Here is a 17,831-nt window from a genome sequence, read left to right on the forward strand (position 1 = left end):
GCGGTCAGTAGACGAGCGCCTGGGTGTCGTCCGCCAGCGTCTCCTGTACGAAGACCTGCGCGCCCGCGATCCGCACGCCCTTGATGACGTCCTTCTCGGTGATCTCCCGCCGGGCCGCGCACTGGGTGCACAGCGTGATGCGCCCGGCGGCCAGGACCGACTCGATCAGATCCGGCAGCGGAGCCGCGTGCGGCAGCTCGAACTCGGCCGCCCGCCCCGGCAGTGCGAACCAGGACGACTCCCCGGTCAGCCACAGCGACACGTCGACCCCGCTGGCCACGGCCACCGCCGCCACGGTGAACGCCTGCGAGCAGCGCTCCGGGGCGTCCGCCCCCGCCGTCACCTTGATCACGAGCTTCTTGGTCATACGGGAAGCGTAGCCGCGACAGGGCGAGGGCTGGACGAACTCCAGGTCCCGAGGCGTACGCCCGGGAACGGTGCTACATCCTTCGGATGGCCTCTTCGATCGTCACCGCCAAGGAGGTCAGCGCCGTGAACCCCGGCACCGCGTCGACGATCGCCCGTGAGAGCAGCTTCAGCTTGCCCACTCGGGGTGTCTCCGAGCCGAGTTCGTCGCGCGCGTCCTGTGCGGCCTCGATCAGGTCGGCGCGGTCCGGGTGCTCGGACTGGCCGAGTTCGTCGATCAGCCGGGTGAACAGGTCGCCGATCTCCTGAGGCGTGCGCCGCGGGTCGTTTCCCGACTGGTTCAGGACGCTGTCCCGGATGCTGACGTCGGCCTTGGCGTTCTCGGCGCTGGCGACGGCGTTCCCGGTGACGTTCGAGCCGCCCGTCGCGATGATGCCGTTGTTCTTGTGCATTCCGTTCTCCTGACGTCAGTCCGTGTTGATCAGGGGGATCTTGTTGAGAATGCGCATGGAGACCCGCGACCTGCTGCCCGAGACGACAGAGCTGGACGACACCGTCGACCCCTGGGTCGCGATGATGCCGTTGTTGATGATCGTTTCCTGGCGCTGGATCAGTTCGCTCACGTCGATGCCCCGTGCCTCGGCGAACTCGACGAGCGCGTCCAGGGTGCGCTTTTCCATCACTTTCAGCGCCATGCCGCTGTCGGACTTCTGGAAGTGGCGGTGATGAGTCGACTTCGCGGCCTGCTCACGGACGCCGAGGCGTGCCCCGTAGTCGAAGTGGCGCAGTGCGGTGATGCGCTCGTTCTGCTTGCGCACGCGCTTGCGGATCCCGAAGTCGGGGGAGAAGCCGATGGCCGCGCGCATGGGGGAGGCCAGCATCAGGAACGGGGTGCTCACCAGTGTCTCGGACAGCAGCTCGCCCACTTCCCGCAGTGACGGGTGGGGCATGAGGGTGTCGATGACCTGATAGCGGTCCTCGAGGGGCGGCAGCACCGTCTGGACCGCTTCCACGCACAGGTTGGAGTCGGACCGGGTGAAGCGCAGGAACAGCGATGTGACCAGTTGGCCGCCCCACCCCGTGGAATGCGCGGCCAGATAGGGGCGGGCGCCTTCCTCGGGCGCACGCTTCAGCGCGTTCAACTGGCCCTGGCCGATCCGGTGGACGGGCCTGCCGAGCGGGTCGGGGAGGAAGCGGGGGTCCCCGATGAGGGTCGCCCCTTCGACGAAGACCCGTTCCTCGATCTCCAGGGAGGGCAGGGCCAGGGTGCCGAGGCGCCGGGCGATGTGCTCGTAGAGCTCCGTCACGTCCACGTCCTGCGGCGTGCCACCCTGCGGGCCCGGGGCGGTGACGTCGAACGCCAGGGACCATGACTCGAGCGGGATCCCGTACCCGATGAAGGGCGAGTAGCCGCTGTACGCGGTGACGTTCCCGCCGGCGTACGCGCCGATCTGGAGAAGGCGCGCCGCTATGTCACTGTTGGGCGCGGGGGGCGCGGCCGCGGGGTCGAACCGGTTCGGACGCAGGCTCTGCAGGTGCCTGCCGTACCGGGTGGAGAACTCGAAGGACAGGACCGTCACCCAGGCGACGAACAGGACCAGCAGGGTGAGCCCGGCGTCCTGGACTCCCGCGTAGAAGAGCAGGGTCAGCGCGAGCAGGAGAGCGAGCAGGAGATCGCGTATGTGGCGTCGTGCGTTGGCCAGGTAGGCGTGGTGGAGCACCACGGGGATGTCGCACGCCGGGGCCGGTGCCACGCCCAGGTGGGGTTCCGCGGATACCTGCTTGATGAGCAGCTCGGCGTACTGGCGGTTCAGGTACGCCGCCGCGCACAGGTACCGGGTGACGTCCTGGCCCCCGCCCCACCGGGGTGAGGAGGCGGAGGCAGGGGAACCGGACTGCGGGCCTCTCCAGGTGGAGGTCCCTGCGGCCCCGGACGCCGGCGGTGAAGGTGCTGGGAAGGTGGTCGGCGCGGAGGATGGTCGCGGCGCTGCGGCGGGTTGCCCGGCTCCGGACGCGCTTTGGGCGTTCAGGGACGTTCCGCACGCGCCGCAGCGTGTGGCCCATGTTCCCGTGTCCTGCCCGCATCCGGGACATTTACCCGAAGTCGTCATGGCTCCCCCGTTATCGCCGAGTCGAGTACTACATGTCGGGCAGGCCGTGGAGCTTGTAGATGGCTCTCCCGCAGAGGACGGCGTTGCTGTTGTCCGGTTTCCAGAGCTTGTCGTTGCCGCAGGCGTCGTCGGGCGCACCGCCGGGGTACACCTGCGTGAGCTTGACGGTGTACTGGTAGTCGCTCGGGATGTTCGCCTCGCACGGCGTGGCGGCATTGAAGTACATGGAGAGCGACTGGCCCTCGGCACGGGCGAACATGCACTGGCCGGTCGCGTAGTTGCGGTCCAGGCAGAGGTTCGTCTCGGAGCCGTCGTTGTTGTCGTGGTACCAGGTGATGTCGTCGGAGGTGCAGCCCCCGTACTTCTCGACCGACGTCACACGGAAGTAGGCGCCGGTGTCGTAGCAGCTGGTCGTCGACGGCGTGGAGGGCGTCCAGTCCGTGTCCTTGTTGGTGTAGTTGCTCAGGCAGTCGTCGGTGGAGACCTCGCTGAACGCCAGGTCCTCGGCGCTGGGCGGGGTGGTGCCGGGGTCGGTTGTCACTCCGCCGTCGTAGCCGCTGCTTCCGCTGCCGCCACTGTCGCTGCTGGAGGAGTCGTAGCCCGGGTCCTGCGACGGACTGTAGGTGTAGTCCTGGGAGTAAGTGGGCTGCGGTGAACTGCTCGACGCGGAACTGGAGTCCTTGTGCGCGTGCGCGGCCACGAACGCGACGACGATCACGATGAGCGTGGCGACGGCGGCAAGTACCTTGAGCGCCTGGACGTTGGCAGGGGGCGGGTTCGGCCCTGGCGGGTTCGCCCCTGGCGGGTTCGGTCGTGGCGGGGGTGGTGGTCCAGCCGGCCGTTTGCCAACGGCCTTCTTGGGCGGGGCGGTTGATGCCGTGGCGGCGGCGGTGGTGAGTTGTTCGGCCCAGGCTGTCGGTGTCGGCCTGCGGGCCGGGTCGGGGTTGAGGCCGGCGCGGGCCAGGTCGCCGAGTGCCGGACTGACCGCGGCCAGGGCGGCGGGGTCGGTGGCGATCTGATCGCGGGCGAAGAGCCGGATGGCGAGGAGAGCGAGCTTGTAGACGTCGCTTGTACGGGTGGCCCTCTCCTCGCCGGCCGGGACCTGCCAGTCGGGCGTCTCGGCCTGGGGCAGCACGGTGGCGCCCCGCAGCCGCATGGCGTCGCAGTCGATCAGGAAGCACTCAGGCCTCGGGTCGGTGGTGAAGAGCAGGTTCTTGGGAGAGAGGTCGCCGACGGCGATGCCGATGCGGTGCAGCCGGGTGAGTGTGGCCGCCAGGTCGGCCAGGAGCAGGAGCCGGTCGCGTTCGCTGATGTTCAGCCCGATCGAGGCGACGTACGTGTCGTCGTTGAGCAGGTACTCCAGGTTCGCCAGGCGCCGTGTCGCCGTGGTGGTGCTGCCCAGGCTCCGGTAGTCGAACCGGAAGCGGTCGGGAATGGCGCGCATGAGGAACCCACAGACCTGGCCGCCCCGTTCCACCACGGCCGCGGGCCAGGCCGTCTTGTCGCTCAGCCACCGGCCCTCGGCGGCGCTCAACTCGCCGAGCAGGCCGACCTGCGCTGCCAGTGCGGTCGCGTCGAGGCCGGGCAGTACGGCGGCTGAGTACTCCTTGTAGGCAACGTCCCAGCCGCCGCCGTCCGCCTCGTTGATCTTCTTGTTGAGCACCTCGTACACCGTGCCCTGGCCGCCCTGGCCCAACTGGCGTCCCAGGCTCAGCGTGCGGTGTTCCACGGCCGGTGAACGCCCGGGGGTCATCGTGGATCTGCCGCGACGTGGGGCCAGACGGCCAGCAGGGTGCGGTCGTCGTCGAAGGTCTCCCGGGAGAAGTCCAGCAGGTGCCCGAGCCAGGACGGAGTCGGCGGTACCGCGAGGTGCCGGGCGAACAGCGCGCCGACCTGGCCGTCTCCGTCGCCCAGCGGATCCGCGAAGCCGTCGGTGCCGATCAGCAGCACCTGGCGGGAGGCGAGGTGGACACCGGCCTGTTCCAGCTGATCGGGCACGTGGGGCAGCGGTGTCACCTCGTTCGACACCACCACGGCATCGGGGGCGCTCTTCGAACCGAACAACGGCTGGTACCACCCGTTGGCCGAATCCAGGATCCAGGCCCCCGAGTCGCCGACACGGCAGACCTCGACCACGGGCCCGGCCCGATGGGGGCGTACCACGCCGGCCACCAGCGTGGTCGCGTAAAGTCGCGCCACCTCGCGTGGCTGGGGCTCTCGGTCGTTCAGACGCCACTGGGCGAGCTGCCGAAGCCGCTCGGCGGCATGACGGACCACAGCGTCGAAGTCCACCTCGCCCTGGTCCTGGGACAGCTGGTGAAGCATCTTCTCCAGCGCGGCCCGGCACGCCTCGATGGCGCCGAACTCGGAGCTGGAGGCACTGGACACGCCGTCGGCGACGGCGAAGGCGATGCTGCCCGTGGCCTCGTGGACGGCGGCGCGCGCGGCGTCCTGGCGTGGCTGGCGGTAGTAGCGGTGCTTGGCACCGCGCACCGAGGCGAAGCGCACGGCCAGGGACTGGGTTGACCAGCCGTCACATTCGGTGTCGGGGAAGTCGAAGGCGTACTGCCCCGGTGGGCGGGCTTCGAATTCCGGTCCGGGCACACCTACCGTGATCCGTTGCCAGGGCGCGGGGACGATCGACGCCGCGGTACCGCCATCGCCACCCGGCGACGTCACTCCCCGACCTCGTCAATCGCCATGGTGAACTGGTCCGGCCGGTTGACCACCAACGACGGGGCGCCCGAGTTCAGGGCGTGCCCCGAGGCGACCAGACTCGCGGTGAGCGCATGGAAGAACTCCGCGACCGCCCGGCCGATGTCGGTCCCGGGCCTGGCGACGAACGCGAACTCCTTGCGCGTGGCGACTTCGACCATGGTGTGGGCCTGGGCATCACCGATCCCACAGGCCACGATGTTCGGAGCGGTCGGGGTCAGCGCCCTGTCGGTCAGCTGGGCGTGCGGCCGGCGCCAGGCCCCGCCGTCGGTGGGCTGACCGTCGCTGAGGAAGAACACCACCGGGCGATGGACCTTGTATCCCTCGCCGCGCAGCCACTGCACGTCGGACGGGATCCGGCTCAGCAGGTCGTCGAACACCGCCTCGTAGTTGGTCACACCCCGGATGACGACCTGGGGCAGGCTGGTCTCGGTGCGCATGTCGGCCACCGCGAGACGCACCTGCACGTCGTCGGAGAAGCCCAGCACGGCCAGACGGAGCTTGGCCGCGACCATCGGCTCGGCCCGAAGCCCCTCGCATAACGACACCAGACCGTCGGACAGATCCTGCCGGTAGGGGCCCATCGACCCCGACTCGTCCGCCAGCACATAGGCCGGCAGCAGCACGCCCCTCGTCTCCGCCATGACGATCCAACTCCCCGTTGCTGTCTCGCACTTGAGGGGAATCGCCCTCTAGGAGCGCCCCCGCCGGTGTCGTATCTTCCCAAAGAGGAATGGCGGGCGGAAGCGACTCGGGGGATTCGACTTGGGAAACCACCACTGGCAGACCGGCCCCGACGAGCCGGACCTTCCCTTATGGCAGCAGACACCACGGGCTGTGCCGCCCCCTCTCGGGCAACCGTTCCCGTCGGTACCGCAATCACCGCCCGCGCAAACGGGTTCGCCCCCGGCAGCCCCGCCCGCCTCCGGCGGACAGACCTGGTCGACCACACCGTCTCCCGAGCCCCCGACCCCGACCGCCCCTCCACCACCGGCCCGGCCGCTCGCCGTGCCCCCGCCGTCCAGGCCGCCGTGGCCGGCCCCGGCGTGGCGTCGCCGCGTGCCCCAGGCCGGCGCGGGAACGCCGGTCGCACTCCTGCACCACAGAGGGCGTGCCACGGCCCTCGTCGCCATGGGCGTCGCCGTGACAGTCGTACTGGCGTGCGTCGGGTATGTGCTGTGGTCACACGGTTCCGGCGCGTCCCAACGGGAATCCCCGGTCTCCCACGTGACAGCGGCCGACCGGGGAGCGTCGGCCGCTCGGGTGCTGGGCGCGCTTCCGGCCGTCAGCCTCTCCATGGCCTACGCCCCGGCCGGGGACCGGCCCGTGACCCATGCGAACCTGACCGCCACCGCGTCGGGGGAAGTGTCGGGAACCCTGCACGAACCGGTGACCGGCGAAGCCGCGCTGGCGTGGTCCGGTGACCGGCTCTACCTCAAGGGGGACACCGACTTCTGGGCCCAACAGGGTCCCTCGTACGGGACGGACCTGACCGGCAGCGGCCACTGGATCGCGCCGACGAAGCGCTCCGGCTCCGCCATGCTCGACAGCTTCGGGGTGAACGCGGGCTCCCTGTCCCCGCAATCGCTGGCAGCCCTGGTGCGGCAGGTCACCTCCGATCCCGGAGCAGTGCAGGAAGACGGGGGGACGATCGAGGGGCACAAGGCGGTCTCCTACACCGCGCGGGGCTGGACGGTCCTCCTCGCCTCGAGTTCCCCGTACACCGTCCTCGCCGTGGGAGGGGAGCCCCTCGACGCCGGCCCGGTCAGGCCGGCCGATGACCCGGACGACTACTCCCACCCCTACCTCGTGATGGTTCCGAAGCCTGCCACCGAAGAGCAGGCAGCCGCCGTCCATGCGGCCGCCGCGGAGGCCGTCGCCGCCGTGCCTCCGGCAGCGTCCGACGACGCGGTCTCCACGGCACAGGGGCCGGACTTCACGATCACCGACAACACCGACAACAGTGCGCACCTGTGCACGGCCGATCCCTGCCCGTACTCCTTGACGATCACGAACAGCGGCGACCAGGCGGGCGAAGCCACCCTGTATCTCAGCTTCCCGGACGTGCCGGACCAGCCCCACCCCCTCGGCACGCTGGAACCCGGGCAATCCCAGGAGGTCGGCGGCACAGGCCCCAACCTGGCGCCCCCCGGGCAATCCGTGCGGTACACCGACTACGCCTGGGTCTACTCACCCGCTCTGTACGGCCCGGACCCCGGCGTGGGGAGCCGCCTGCACGCACGGGGACTGGGACCGGACGACGTCTCCGTCGCCACACCCCTGAAGCCCACCGTCGCGAAACTCCTGGACCTGATGACGAAGGACGCTCCCGCTTCGGACACGCAAGCCGGCGACAGGGCCGTCGAGGCGCTCAAGGGGGCCGCCGACCGGGGCCGGCTTCCCGCTCTGAAGGCGATCGCCGACTCCGGCCGCCTGCAAAATCCGCAGGACCTGCGCGAGGTCGTCCCCACCACCGCCCACCTCCGCGAACAGCGCGTGATGGAGCAGGTCGCGCACCTGCTGAAGACCGATCCGAACGCGAAAGTCACGTGGGGCGGGCTGTACGAGGTCAATGGCGAGACGTACCGAACCGACTACCTCTACACCAGTACCCGGCAGGGCCAGGAGGTCCGGCGCGCCGTGCGGGTGAAGACCGTGCACAGCGTCAAGGAGCTGGGGGCGGTGACGGGGGACGGCGCCGAGGGCGAGAAGGCGCCGCCCGGCTTCGAACGGGTTCTCCGGATAGACCTGGAGCCGGCCGTGGGGCCGTTGCTTTCCCTGGCCTCCACGGCCGACCTGCGAAAGTTCCTCTCGACGGGTCGGGAGTTCCGGCAGGCGCGGGAGAACCTGTGCAAGCCGCACGGCGGCGGCTCACGTGTCGACCGCCTCGTGATCGTCAACGAATCCGGCACCCACGAGTGGACGGACCTGAGCAGCCTCGGCGTACGGTGCTGAGCCGTCGCGGCGTACCCGCCGCGAGCCCGGCGTGTGCCGGCGGGCCCCGGACAGCGCACCTCGAACGGAGAGCCGGGCCCCGGCCGCGTAAGCTGGGCCCCGGCCCTGTCGTATGCCCACCCTCGGTCAAGGAGCACCCGTGGAGATCTTCTTCGAAACCCTGCTGGTCCTGGTCTGCGTCGGCGTGCTCGCCTTCGCCGGTCTGACCGTGAAGAAGCTGTACCAGGGCCAGCGCTGAACCACCTCTAGGAAGCTTCCCTCATGATCGAGATCCCGTCCGACCTCCACAAGGACCTCGTCCCGCTCGCCTTCCTGCTCGGCAACTGGGCCGGTGCGGGCGTGCACGACTTCCCCGGCTCGCAGAAGTGCAACTTCGGCCAGGAGGTCAGCTTCACCCACGACGGCCGGGACTTCCTGGAGTACCACTCCCAGACCTGGGTGCTGGACGAGGACGGCAACAAGGTCCGCCCGCTGGAGTCGGAGCACGGCTTCTGGCGGATCGACGCCGACCGCAAGGTCGAGGTGACGATGACCCGCGACGACGGTGTCATCGAGATCTGGTACGGCGAGATGGCCCACCAGAAGCCGCAGATCGACCTGGTCACGGACGCGGTGGCTCGCACGGCCGCCTCGCAGCCCTACAGCGGCGGCAAGCGCCTGTACGGCTACGTCAAGAGCGACCTCATGTGGGTCGGCGAGAAGCAGACCCCCGAGGTCGAGCTGCGCCCCTACATGTCGGCCCACCTGAAGAAGGTCGTCACCCCCGAGGACGTCGAACGCTGGGCCAAGGCCCTCCCGGACGACATGCCGGACGACGGCATCGCCTTCTTCAAGTAGAACGCCATCTCGGTCACCTGTTCGGGTGAAGAATGTGTCTCGGTGGGACACAGTGGGGCCCCGCTGCCTAGCGTTCTTGATCGTGAAGTCGGTGGTGCGGGTCAAGCTGCTGCCGACGCCTCAGCAGGCGTCGGCGCTCGTCACACTCCAAGAGGTGGGCAGCCGCCACGTCGAAGCCGATCGCGTTCCGAGCGGAAGCGGCTCAGCCGTTCGACGACCGTTGTCTGTCCTGGCAGATGGACGCCGGTACGGTGTCGATTTGGACCACCAGCGGTCGGCTGAAGGGCATCGCCTTCACCGGGCGCCCGGAGCATATGCAACTGCTGGCCCGCTACCGACGAGGCGAGTCGGATCTGGTCCGTCGGAACGGGCGGTGGTACCTGGTCGCTACCTGCGAGGTTCCCGAGGCCGATGAGAATGGCCAGCCGGACGGGTTCATCGGAGTGGATCTCGGGATCGTGAACATAGCCACCACCTCCACCGGGCGGCGATATAGCGGACGGCGCTTGAACCGCTGTCGCGATCAGAACCGGAAGCTGCGTGCCAAGCTGCAGCGGAAGGGAACCAAGTCCGCCAAGAGAAGGGCGACGAAGCACGCGGGCAGAGAAGCGCGTAGAGCCCGCGATATCAACCACAAGATCAGTAAGCAAATCGTGGCGGAGGCTCAACGCACTGGTCGCGGGATTGCCCTGGAAGACCTGGGCGGGATCCGCGAGCGGGTACGGCTCAGGAAGCCCCAACGCGTCACGCTGCACTCTTGGGCCTTTCATCAGCTCGGCCGGTTCATCGCATACAAGGCGAAACGAGCCGGGGTGCCGGTCGTGCATGTCGATCCGGCTCACACGAGCCAGGAATGCTCCCGGTGCCACTACACCGACAAGCGCAACCGGCCGTCTCAGGCCGTGTTCACCTGTAGATCCTGCGGTTTCGTTGAACATGCGGATCTGAACTCGTCCCACAACATCGCCGCTCGCGGCTGGTGGGTGTGGGTTCGCGGGGCCAAGTCAGTGGCCCCTGCCCTCATCCCTGTGACGTGAGGGCTGGACGCGGCCGGACGCTTCGAAGCCATCGATGATCCGAGCTGCAAACCCGGCACGACTGCCTGGGCGGCTGACGTAGTTCTACACTCGGCGGTGTGGTGAGCACCGACTGGAAGAGCGACCTCAGGCAGCGCGGCTACCGGCTGACGCCGCAGCGGCAGCTTGTCCTCGAAGCCGTCGACACCCTTGAGCACGCGACCCCCGACGACATCCTCGTGGAAGTGAGGAAGACGGCGTCGGGGGTCAACATTTCCACGGTCTACCGGACCCTGGAGCTGCTGGAGGAGCTGGGGCTGGTCAGCCACGCCCACCTCGGGCACGGTGCGCCGACGTACCACCTCGCCGACCGGCACCACCATCTGCACCTGGTGTGCCGCGACTGCGAGAACGTGATCGAGGCCGACGTGGAGGTCGCGGCCGAGTTCACCGCCAAGCTGCGGCAGCAGTTCGGCTTCGACACCGACATGAAGCACTTCGCGATCTTCGGCCGGTGCAAGGACTGTGCGCTGAAGAGTTCAACTACCAGGTCGTAGGCTGGCGGTATGAAGAGCCCTCTGCTGTCCCTGCCCGGTGCCGTCCCCGCCGAGGGCGTGGACGAAGGTGTCGCCGCCCACTACGGCGATCTGTTCCGCGAGCAGCGCGCCCTCGCCGACGGCAGCGGTTTCGTCGACCTGTCCCATCGCGGTGTCATCACCGTCAGTGGCGACGACCGGCTGAGCTGGCTGCACCTGCTCCTCACCCAGCACGTCAGCGAGCTGCCCCCGGGCGAGGCCACCGAGGCGCTGATCCTGTCCGCGCACGGGCACATCGAGCACGCGCTGTACCTGGTGGACGACGGTACGACCGTCTGGGCGCACGTCGAGCCCGGCACGCAGGACGCGCTGATCGCGTACCTGGAGTCGATGAAGTTCTTCTACCGGGTGGAGGTCGCCGACCGGACCGCCGACTTCGCGGTCGTCCAGCTGCCCGCCGGGTCCATCGCCGAGGCGCCGGAGGGCGTCGTCGTACGCGAGACGGCGTACGGCCGTGATCTGTTCCTCCCGCGCGAGGAGCTGGAGTCCTTCGCCGCCGCGCACGGGCCCGCCGCCGGCCTCCTCGCCCACGAGGCGCTGCGCGTCGAGCAGCACCGGCCGCGGCTCGGCTTCGAGACCGACCACCGCACGATCCCGCACGAGCTGGGCTGGATCGGCACCGCGGTCCACCTCCAGAAGGGCTGCTACCGCGGTCAGGAGACGGTCGCCCGCGTCCAGAACCTGGGCAAGCCGCCGCGCCGCCTGGTCTTCCTCCACCTCGACGGCAGCGACGTCCACCTCCCGGTGCCGGGCACGGAGCTCCGCATCGCGGACGAGGGCCCGGAGGGCCGCAAGATCGGTTTCGTGACGACGTCCGTACGGCACCATGAGCTGGGGCCGGTGGCCCTGGCACTGGTCAAGCGGAACGTCCCGGTCGAGGCGAGGCTCCTGGCCGGAGAGACGGCGGCCGCGCAGGAAGTGGTCGTGGAGCCGTAGTCGTGCGGCTGCGGGCCGGTGGGGGCTGGTCGCGCAGTTCCCCGCGCCCCTTAGGGGCCCAGCCCCAGCCGACCGCGCCTAGATCTCCAGCAGCACCGTGAACGGCCCGTCGTTCGTCAGGGACACCCGCATCTGCGCGCCGAACCGGCCCGTCGCCACCGTCGCCCCCAACCCCCGCAGCTGAGCCACGACCTCGTCCACCAGGGGCTCGGCGACATCGCCGGGCGCGGCCGCGTTCCAGGTCGGCCGGCGCCCCTTGCGAGCGTCGCCGTACAGGGTGAACTGGCTGATGACCAGCAGCGGGGCAGCGATGTCGCTGCACGACCTCTCGTCCTGCAGCATCCGGATCGACCACAGCTTGCGCGCCAGCTGCGCCGCCTTCTCCTTGGTGTCGTCATGGGTCACGCCGACGAGGACGCACAGGCCCTCGCCCTCGATCGCGCCGACCGTCTCGCCGTCCACGACGACGCTCGCGCCGTCCACTCTCTGCACCACCGCACGCATGCGGACCATCATGCCGGGTGCCCGGCACGCGGTTACAGGGGGTCCAATATAGATCCCTTACCCCCCATCTGGGGCCGTTCGGGGGCACTCGGTCACATAGCGGCCACTTGGGGTGGCACGATGCTTCCACACGCCGGTCGAGGGGACGGTCAGAAGCACATGAGCACACCGAGCACCAGTGGGTGGCTGGGGACGCAGGGGACGTACCGGCCGCCCGTCCAGCGCGCCGACGGGCCGGCGGGCCCGGCGCTGCCCGCAGAGCCTCCCCCAGCCTCTTCGAGCTGGGGGGACCCCCATCCGCCCGATCTGGCCGGGCTGAGCCTGCCCGAACTGCGTACCCTGCGCCGTGACTCCCAGCGCGACGAGGCGGACCTCAGCTATGTGCGGCGGCTGCTGCAGGGCCGGATCGACATCCTGCGCGCGGAGCTGTGCCGGCGCGGCAAGGCGTCCGTGCCGGCGCCCGCGGACGGCTCCGTGGTGGACCGGCTCCCGGAGATCCTCAAGGACGCCCCGGCCCGGCACCGCTCCTCGGCCCGCCATGTCACGCTCGGCACCCCGCACAACGAGGAGTACCGGCAGCTGGCCGCCGAGATGCTCGCCGAGGTCGAGCTGTCGGACCTCCAGGCGCGCACGGACCTCGAACTGACCAGTGCGATGGGGCGGTTGGTGTGCTACGAGCAGGAGGTCTCGCGGCGCCGGCAGCGGTTGCAGCAGACGACCGACGAGTGCAGCGGGGAGATCGCGCGGCGCTACCGCGAGGGCGAGGCCCAGGTGGACGACCTGCTGATCTGACGAGGGAAAAACTCGGAGGACACCCTGCGGCCGTCCGCCTACCGTGGGCCCATGAGCGATGTCCGGATCGTCACCGAGGACGAATTCGAGGACTGGCAGCGCGCGCTGGCCACAGGGTTTCTGCAGCCGCGGGCGCTGCCCGAGGAAATCGAGGCCCGTCGTGCGAAGTTCGTGCCGGGCCGGCTGCTCGGTGCCTTCGACGGCGGGCGCTGTGTGGCCACCTTCCGGTCCTTCGCGCAGGAGCTGACCGCGGTCGGCGGCGCGCCCGTTCCCGCCGACGCGATCTCCAACGTCACCGTCAGCCCCACCCATCGCCGCCGCGGCCTGCTCACCCGCATGATGAACCAGGACCTCGCGGCGGCGAAGGAGCGCGGTGACGTCGTCGCCACCCTGATCGCCGCCGAGTACCCGATCTACGGCCGTTACGGCTTCGGCCCGGCGACCTGGACGACCGAGTGGACCGTCGAGGTGCCCCGGGCCGGCCTCGATCCGCGCTGGTCGGGACCTCGGGACGGCGGGCGGATCGACTTCGTGGACGGCGAGGACGTCCGCAAGCTGGGCCCTGAGCTGTACGAGCGGTTCCGCCGCCTCCAGCCCGGCGCGGTGAGCCGGAGCGAGCTGTGGTGGCAGGCGAACACCGGAGTCGTCCGTTTCCACGCCGACTGGACCGAGCCGTTCTACGCCGTCCACCGCGCGGCCGACGGCGAGGTCCAGGGGCTGGTGGCGTACAAGTCCGACGAGACCTGGAACGGCAAGCAGCCGGACCAGACCGCCACCGTGCTCGGGCTCATCGCCACCACCCCGGCGGCCGAGCGGGCGCTGTGGCACTACCTGTGCTCGATCGACTGGATCACGAAGGTCAAGAGCGGCTTCCGCGGCCCCGACGACCTGCTCCCCCGGTACCTGCCCGACCCCCGTGCGGCCCGGATCACCGGGCACGCCGACTGGCTGTGGGTGCGGATCCTGGATGTCGTACGGGCCCTGGAGGCGCGGACGTACGAGGGGGCGGGGGCGCTGGTCCTGGACGTCGTGGATGACGCGGGGCTGACCGGGGGCCGGTTCCGGCTGGAGGCCTCGCCGGACGGGGCGTCCTGTGTGCCGGCGGGCGCCGCGAGTGCCGATCTCACGCTGGACGTCGGGGACTTGGCGTCGGTGTGGCTCGGTGGTGAGTCGGTGCTGCGGCTCGTCGCGCTCGGGCGGGTCCGGGAAGAACGAGAGGGCGCCGCCCGGAAGGCAGACGCCCTGTTCCGCTCGTCCGGGCGACCGTGGTGCCCGGACATCTTCTGACCGTTCCCTTCTCCCGGTGACGCCGACTGTGCATCCGTAGCGAGCTGTTCAGTTGTGGCTGTGCTGCGGTGTTCAGTTGTGGCTGTGCGATGGCGTGTTCAGTTGTGACGGTGCGCTTCGGTGGCCGTCCCCTGTCCGGACTCCCGGCTCCCCTCCGGAAGGGAGCCCGGTCGGCCAACCACTGGGAAGCTTGACCATGTCGTGCAAGTTGGCAGCCAACTTCACTGTACTTATCTCCGTTGAGAAGCGGCTCATAACCAGCTATCGACGAACTGCCGCAACTTGGCGGGAAGTTGTAGTGTTTGTCCGTGGACCCGGAGCACGTCTCCGCCAGTGGACGGACGAGGTCACAGCGGCCCCATCCGTCCCACAGCGAGATCGCCGACGAACTGCGCAGCCGGATCAGGACCGGTGTGCTGCGACCGGGCCAGCGCATGCCCACGCAGGCCGAGCTGGCCGGCGAGTTCGGTGTCGAGCGCGGGGCCGTACGGCAGGCGTTGCGCATCCTGCAGGCGGAGCGGCTGCTCACCAACGTGTCCAAGGGCAGTCCGGCCACCGTGGCGGGGGTGCCGGGACCGGCCCGGCCGCCCGCCGGACCTGCGGCGCCGCAGCCCACGATGGTCGGCCTCGCGCCCCGTATCGCGGACGCCTTCGCCGCCCCCCATGTGCGGATCGACGCGCTCTGTCTGACCTCGGTCTCGCTCACCCTGGCCATCGGTGAGCCGCTGCGGCAGATCCACGCGGGGCGATGGAAACCGGCCAAGATCGACGTCCGGGTGCTGCTGCCCAGCCGTGACATCGACCTGGCCTTCCCGGCGGCGGTGGCCGCCGATGACGGTGGTCTGCTGCACCGGCGCTGGCTGGCCCAGCGCAATGCCCAGGGCATGGTGCTGCGGCAGAATCTGCTGGCCCTGCGCACCACGCACGGCGTCGACGTGCGGGTCTCCTTCCGGGCGCTGCCGTTCACCCCGCCGGTCAAGCTGTATCTGCTCAACGGCCAGGAGGCGCTGTTCGCCTATTACACGCTTCTGCGCCGTGAGCGGGAGATCGAGCACGAGCATCTGGAGCTGTACGACGCCGACGGCACGCGCTCGATGCTGTTCGCCTTCGAGCGGCGGGCCGGGGAGCGGGACGCCGCGTTCGTGGAGCAGTCGCGGCTGTGGTTCGACGCGCTGTGGGAGACGATCAGTTCGGACCTGGTGCTCAGCTCATAGCACCGGGCCCGCGAGGAGCACGGCGAGCAGGACGGCGCCGGTGGACGTGACCGCCGGGCGGTTGGCCTTGATACCGGCCGAGAACAGGAACAGGCCGACGCCGCCTGCGGTGCCGTACTTCCACTGGACCAGCTGTTCGAGGACGAAAGCGAAGGTCTGCACGGCGATTTCCCCCTTTCAGAAGACGGCCAACTTGCTAAAGTTGGCAACCAACTCCATCTAGGTTGTCCCCAGTTGGTGATAGTTTATAAACAACTTTCAGGTAACTGCCCCTAGATGGAACAAAGTTGTAGCGTTTGGTCGTGACCCAGGAGCATGTGGCAGTGAACGGCAGCAGAAGGCTCACCCCCCAGGAGATCGCCGACACCCTGCGCGAACGCATCCGCACCGGCGCCCTGCGGCCCGGCGAGCGGCTGCCGACCCAGGCCGAGCTGGCCGGCGAGTTCGGGGTGGAGCGGGGTGCCGTACGCCAGGCGCTGCGGGTGCTCGCGGAGGACGGGCTGCTCAGCGACGTCAGCAAGGGCAGCCCGCCGCGGGTCGCCGAGCCCGGGCCCGGGCGCGGGGAGCCGCAGCCGACCATGGTGGCCCTCGCGCCCCGGCTGACCGAGGCGTTCTCGGCGCCGCACGTGCGCATCGACGCCGTCTGCCTGACCGCGCAGAGCCTGATCCCCGCGCTCGGCGAGCCGCTGCGCCTGGTCCACGAGGGCCGGCTGTGCCCCGAGCGGATCGACGCCCGCATCCTGCTGCCGTCCCGCGACATCAACCTCGCCTTCCCGGTCTCGGTCGACGCCGGGAGCGAGGAGGACGACGCCGTCCACCGGCGCTGGCTGGCCATGCGCAACGCCCAGGGCCAGGTGCTGCAGTACAACCTGCAGGCGCTGCGCGGCACCCACGACATCGACGTCCAGGTCACCTTCCGGGCCCTGCCGTTCACCCCGCCGGTCAAGCTGTACCTGCTCAACGGGGTGGAGGCGCTGTTCGCGCACTACATGGTCACGCGCCGCGCGGAGCCCACCGACCGCGGGACGCTGGAGATGTACGACACCCTCGGCTCGGAGTCCCTGCTGTTCTCCTTCGAGCAGCGGGCCGGACAGCGCGACGCGGCGTTCGTGGAGCAATCGCAGAAGTGGTTCGACGCCCTCTGGGAAACCATCACCACGGACCTGACACTCTCCTAGTGACTTCTGATGCGACGCAGACTGAGACGACGCAGACCGAACAGACCGCGAACGAGACCGAGAAGCTCCGGGATCTGATCGAAGGTGCCCGGGTGGTCCTGTGGGACTTCGACGGGCCGATCTGCCGTCTGTTCGCGCGGCACACGGCGGAACGGGTGGCGGCCGAGCTGGTGGACTGGCTCGCCGGGCGCGGGCTGCACAACCTGCTCAGCGACTCCGAGCGCGACTCGCTGGACCCGCACGAGGTGCTGCACGCCGTGGACCGCCGGCACCCCGGCAGCGACCTCGTGACCGAGCTGGAGGAACGTCTCACCCAGGAGGAGCTGCGGGCCGCCGGCTCCGCGTATCCCACCCCCTACGCCGACCCCCTGATACGCACCTGGACAGCGGTGGGCGCCCGCCTGGCCATCACCACCAACAACTCCCCGAAGGTGGTCCGCACCTACCTGAACGACCGCGGCCTCACCGCCTGCTTCGCCCCCCACATCTACGGCCGCACCACCGACCTGCACCTCCTCAAGCCGCACCCGCACTGCCTGCGCCGGGCCCTGAACGCGATGGGCTCCGCCCCCGAGGAGGCACTGATGATCGGCGACTCCCCCTCCGACCTCGCCGCCGCGAGATCCGCCGCCGTGCCGTTCCTCGGCTACGCGCGTAACGAACGGAAGGCGAAGCTGCTGCGGGACTTCGGAGCCACGTGCGTGGTCGGTTCGCTGCAGCCGCTGCTGCGGACCCTGCGCGGCTGGTGAGGCGCGCTCACCGGCGGCGCGCCTACCGGCGAGGCGGCGTCCACACCGGGTCGGTGATGACGGGGCTCTCGGGCTTGATGTAGGCGAGCTTGTCCCAGAGGTTGCGGTGGCACTCCATGTGGTGCTCCGCGATCTGCGCGGTCGTACGGGACGTCGAGCGCAGGTCCCAGCCGATGTAGCGGGCCTGGCCGTAGAGCGGCCCGAAGCCCTCCGTGTCGAGGATCCGGTAGGTGGTGTCGTGCCAGGTCACCTCCCTGCGCTCGATGCCGTACGGGGTGGTGAACACGGTCTCCTGGTTGAGGATGTACAGCTTCCGTTCGGGTATCTGCGGCGACTCCCGGATCACTGCTGGCCCTTGAGCGCGTTGCCCAGCGGATCGATCAGTTCGGCGGCGACTCCGAGCAGGGCGACCAGGGCGAGCAGCCAGCGGATCATGCGCGGCTTCCACTCCCCGAGCGTCCCGCGCAGTCGCTGGAGCCGGCTCGGGCCGTTGTCGCCCGGAGTGCGAGATGCCACACGTACCCCCCGTGTGTGCGCCGTCGGTGCGGGAGGGTGATGGCCCACGGGCCCGGCCC

19 protein-coding genes and 1 pseudogene are annotated in these 17,831 nt (G+C 69.8%); 10 read left to right on the forward strand and 10 right to left on the reverse strand.

Translation table 11 applies throughout. The features are described 5' to 3' along the window. Window positions 1-4: 4 nt before the first annotated feature. The 6 genes from ACWC0C_RS00290 to ACWC0C_RS00315 all read right to left on the reverse strand — a co-directional run bounded on the left by ACWC0C_RS00290 (window position 5) and on the right by ACWC0C_RS00315 (window position 5,836). On the reverse strand, window positions 5-367 hold the full coding sequence (locus ACWC0C_RS00290; RefSeq protein ID WP_450860458.1) for a DsrE family protein: 363 nt from the start codon (window positions 365-367) through the stop codon (window positions 5-7). 73 nt (window positions 368-440) lie between these two features. Then, on the reverse strand, window positions 441-818 hold the full coding sequence (locus ACWC0C_RS00295; RefSeq protein WP_450860460.1) for a hypothetical protein: 378 nt from the start codon (window positions 816-818) through the stop codon (window positions 441-443). 15 nt (window positions 819-833) lie between these two features. Next, the gene (locus tag ACWC0C_RS00300) at window positions 834-2,120 is read right to left on the reverse strand and encodes a zinc ribbon domain-containing protein (RefSeq protein WP_450860462.1); all 1,287 of its coding nucleotides are present in this window, start codon (window positions 2,118-2,120) and stop codon (window positions 834-836) included. A 385-nt stretch (window positions 2,121-2,505) separates the two neighbouring features. After that, window positions 2,506-4,230, reverse strand: a complete 1,725-nt coding sequence (locus ACWC0C_RS00305; protein WP_450860463.1) for a hypothetical protein — start codon at window positions 4,228-4,230, stop codon at window positions 2,506-2,508. Next, entirely contained in the window at window positions 4,227-5,081 is an 855-nt protein-coding gene (locus ACWC0C_RS00310; RefSeq protein ID WP_450860465.1) for a protein phosphatase 2C domain-containing protein, read from the reverse strand. Before ACWC0C_RS00310 ends, ACWC0C_RS00305 begins: the two co-directional genes overlap by 4 nt. Window positions 5,082-5,152: 71 nt before the next feature. Then, window positions 5,153-5,836: a vWA domain-containing protein gene (locus ACWC0C_RS00315; protein ID WP_449197559.1), complete on the reverse strand. Its 684-nt coding sequence runs from the start codon at window positions 5,834-5,836 to the stop codon at window positions 5,153-5,155. A gap of 415 nt (window positions 5,837-6,251) precedes the next feature. On the opposite strand from ACWC0C_RS00315, the gene ACWC0C_RS00320 reads away from it, so the two are divergent. The 5 genes and pseudogenes from ACWC0C_RS00320 (at window position 6,252) to ygfZ (ending at window position 11,532) form a co-directional block, all read left to right on the forward strand. Then, window positions 6,252-8,147, forward strand: a complete 1,896-nt coding sequence (locus ACWC0C_RS00320) for a hypothetical protein (protein WP_450860467.1) — start codon at window positions 6,252-6,254, stop codon at window positions 8,145-8,147. 261 nt (window positions 8,148-8,408) lie between these two features. Continuing rightward, window positions 8,409-8,984, forward strand: a complete 576-nt coding sequence (locus ACWC0C_RS00325; RefSeq protein ID WP_449197561.1) for an FABP family protein — start codon at window positions 8,409-8,411, stop codon at window positions 8,982-8,984. Between the two features lie 146 nt (window positions 8,985-9,130). Next, a pseudogene (locus tag ACWC0C_RS00330) lies at window positions 9,131-10,103 on the forward strand (RNA-guided endonuclease InsQ/TnpB family protein); the annotation flags it as partial. Between the two features lie 16 nt (window positions 10,104-10,119). Beyond that, complete coding sequence (locus ACWC0C_RS00335; RefSeq protein ID WP_449197563.1) at window positions 10,120-10,557, forward strand: Fur family transcriptional regulator; 438 nt, start codon at window positions 10,120-10,122, stop codon at window positions 10,555-10,557. A 9-nt stretch (window positions 10,558-10,566) separates the two neighbouring features. Then, a complete protein-coding gene (gene ygfZ / locus ACWC0C_RS00340; RefSeq protein WP_450860470.1) occupies window positions 10,567-11,532 on the forward strand; it encodes a CAF17-like 4Fe-4S cluster assembly/insertion protein YgfZ in 966 nt (321 codons plus the stop codon). Window positions 11,533-11,610: 78 nt separating this feature from the next. On the opposite strand, the gene dtd is transcribed toward ygfZ, so the two are convergent. Further along, window positions 11,611-12,036: a D-aminoacyl-tRNA deacylase gene (gene dtd, locus ACWC0C_RS00345; RefSeq protein WP_449197565.1), complete on the reverse strand. Its 426-nt coding sequence runs from the start codon at window positions 12,034-12,036 to the stop codon at window positions 11,611-11,613. 159 nt (window positions 12,037-12,195) lie between these two features. Here dtd and ACWC0C_RS00350 point away from each other — a divergent pair, with 159 nt between their 5' ends. The 3 genes from ACWC0C_RS00350 to ACWC0C_RS00360 all read left to right on the forward strand — a co-directional run bounded on the left by ACWC0C_RS00350 (window position 12,196) and on the right by ACWC0C_RS00360 (window position 15,329). Further along, entirely contained in the window at window positions 12,196-12,828 is a 633-nt protein-coding gene (locus ACWC0C_RS00350) for an RsiG family protein (protein WP_450860471.1), read from the forward strand. Window positions 12,829-12,879: 51 nt separating this feature from the next. Beyond that, window positions 12,880-14,115 (forward strand): GNAT family N-acetyltransferase, encoded by a 1,236-nt coding sequence (locus ACWC0C_RS00355; RefSeq protein ID WP_450860473.1) that lies wholly within the window; start codon window positions 12,880-12,882, stop codon window positions 14,113-14,115. Between the two features lie 302 nt (window positions 14,116-14,417). Beyond that, on the forward strand, window positions 14,418-15,329 hold the full coding sequence (locus ACWC0C_RS00360; protein WP_449197568.1) for a winged helix-turn-helix domain-containing protein: 912 nt from the start codon (window positions 14,418-14,420) through the stop codon (window positions 15,327-15,329). Here the strand turns inward: ACWC0C_RS00360 and ACWC0C_RS00365 are convergent. Next, window positions 15,324-15,491 (reverse strand): hypothetical protein, encoded by a 168-nt coding sequence (locus tag ACWC0C_RS00365; RefSeq protein WP_449197569.1) that lies wholly within the window; start codon window positions 15,489-15,491, stop codon window positions 15,324-15,326. The genes ACWC0C_RS00360 and ACWC0C_RS00365 overlap by 6 nt on opposite strands. A gap of 134 nt (window positions 15,492-15,625) precedes the next feature. Between ACWC0C_RS00365 and ACWC0C_RS00370 the strand changes: the two genes are divergently transcribed. Together ACWC0C_RS00370 and ACWC0C_RS00375 are read left to right on the forward strand one after the other, a co-directional pair. Beyond that, window positions 15,626-16,507 carry a winged helix-turn-helix domain-containing protein gene (locus tag ACWC0C_RS00370; protein WP_450860475.1) on the forward strand — a complete coding sequence of 294 codons (882 nt, stop codon included), beginning with the start codon at window positions 15,626-15,628 and terminating at the stop codon, window positions 16,505-16,507. Continuing rightward, window positions 16,507-17,256: an HAD family hydrolase gene (locus tag ACWC0C_RS00375; protein ID WP_450860477.1), complete on the forward strand. Its 750-nt coding sequence runs from the start codon at window positions 16,507-16,509 to the stop codon at window positions 17,254-17,256. Before ACWC0C_RS00370 ends, ACWC0C_RS00375 begins: the two co-directional genes overlap by 1 nt. Window positions 17,257-17,278: 22 nt before the next feature. Here ACWC0C_RS00375 and ACWC0C_RS00380 read toward each other — a convergent pair whose 3' ends face one another. Together ACWC0C_RS00380 and ACWC0C_RS00385 are read right to left on the reverse strand one after the other, a co-directional pair. Beyond that, window positions 17,279-17,602, reverse strand: coding sequence for a hypothetical protein (locus ACWC0C_RS00380; RefSeq protein ID WP_450860479.1), 324 nt, complete (start codon window positions 17,600-17,602; stop codon window positions 17,279-17,281). Then, entirely contained in the window at window positions 17,599-17,772 is a 174-nt protein-coding gene (locus tag ACWC0C_RS00385; RefSeq protein WP_450860481.1) for a hypothetical protein, read from the reverse strand. Before ACWC0C_RS00385 ends, ACWC0C_RS00380 begins: the two co-directional genes overlap by 4 nt. Between the last annotated feature and the right edge of the window lie 59 nt (window positions 17,773-17,831).

The sequence above is a fragment of the Streptomyces sp. NPDC001709 genome, assembly GCF_053596375.1.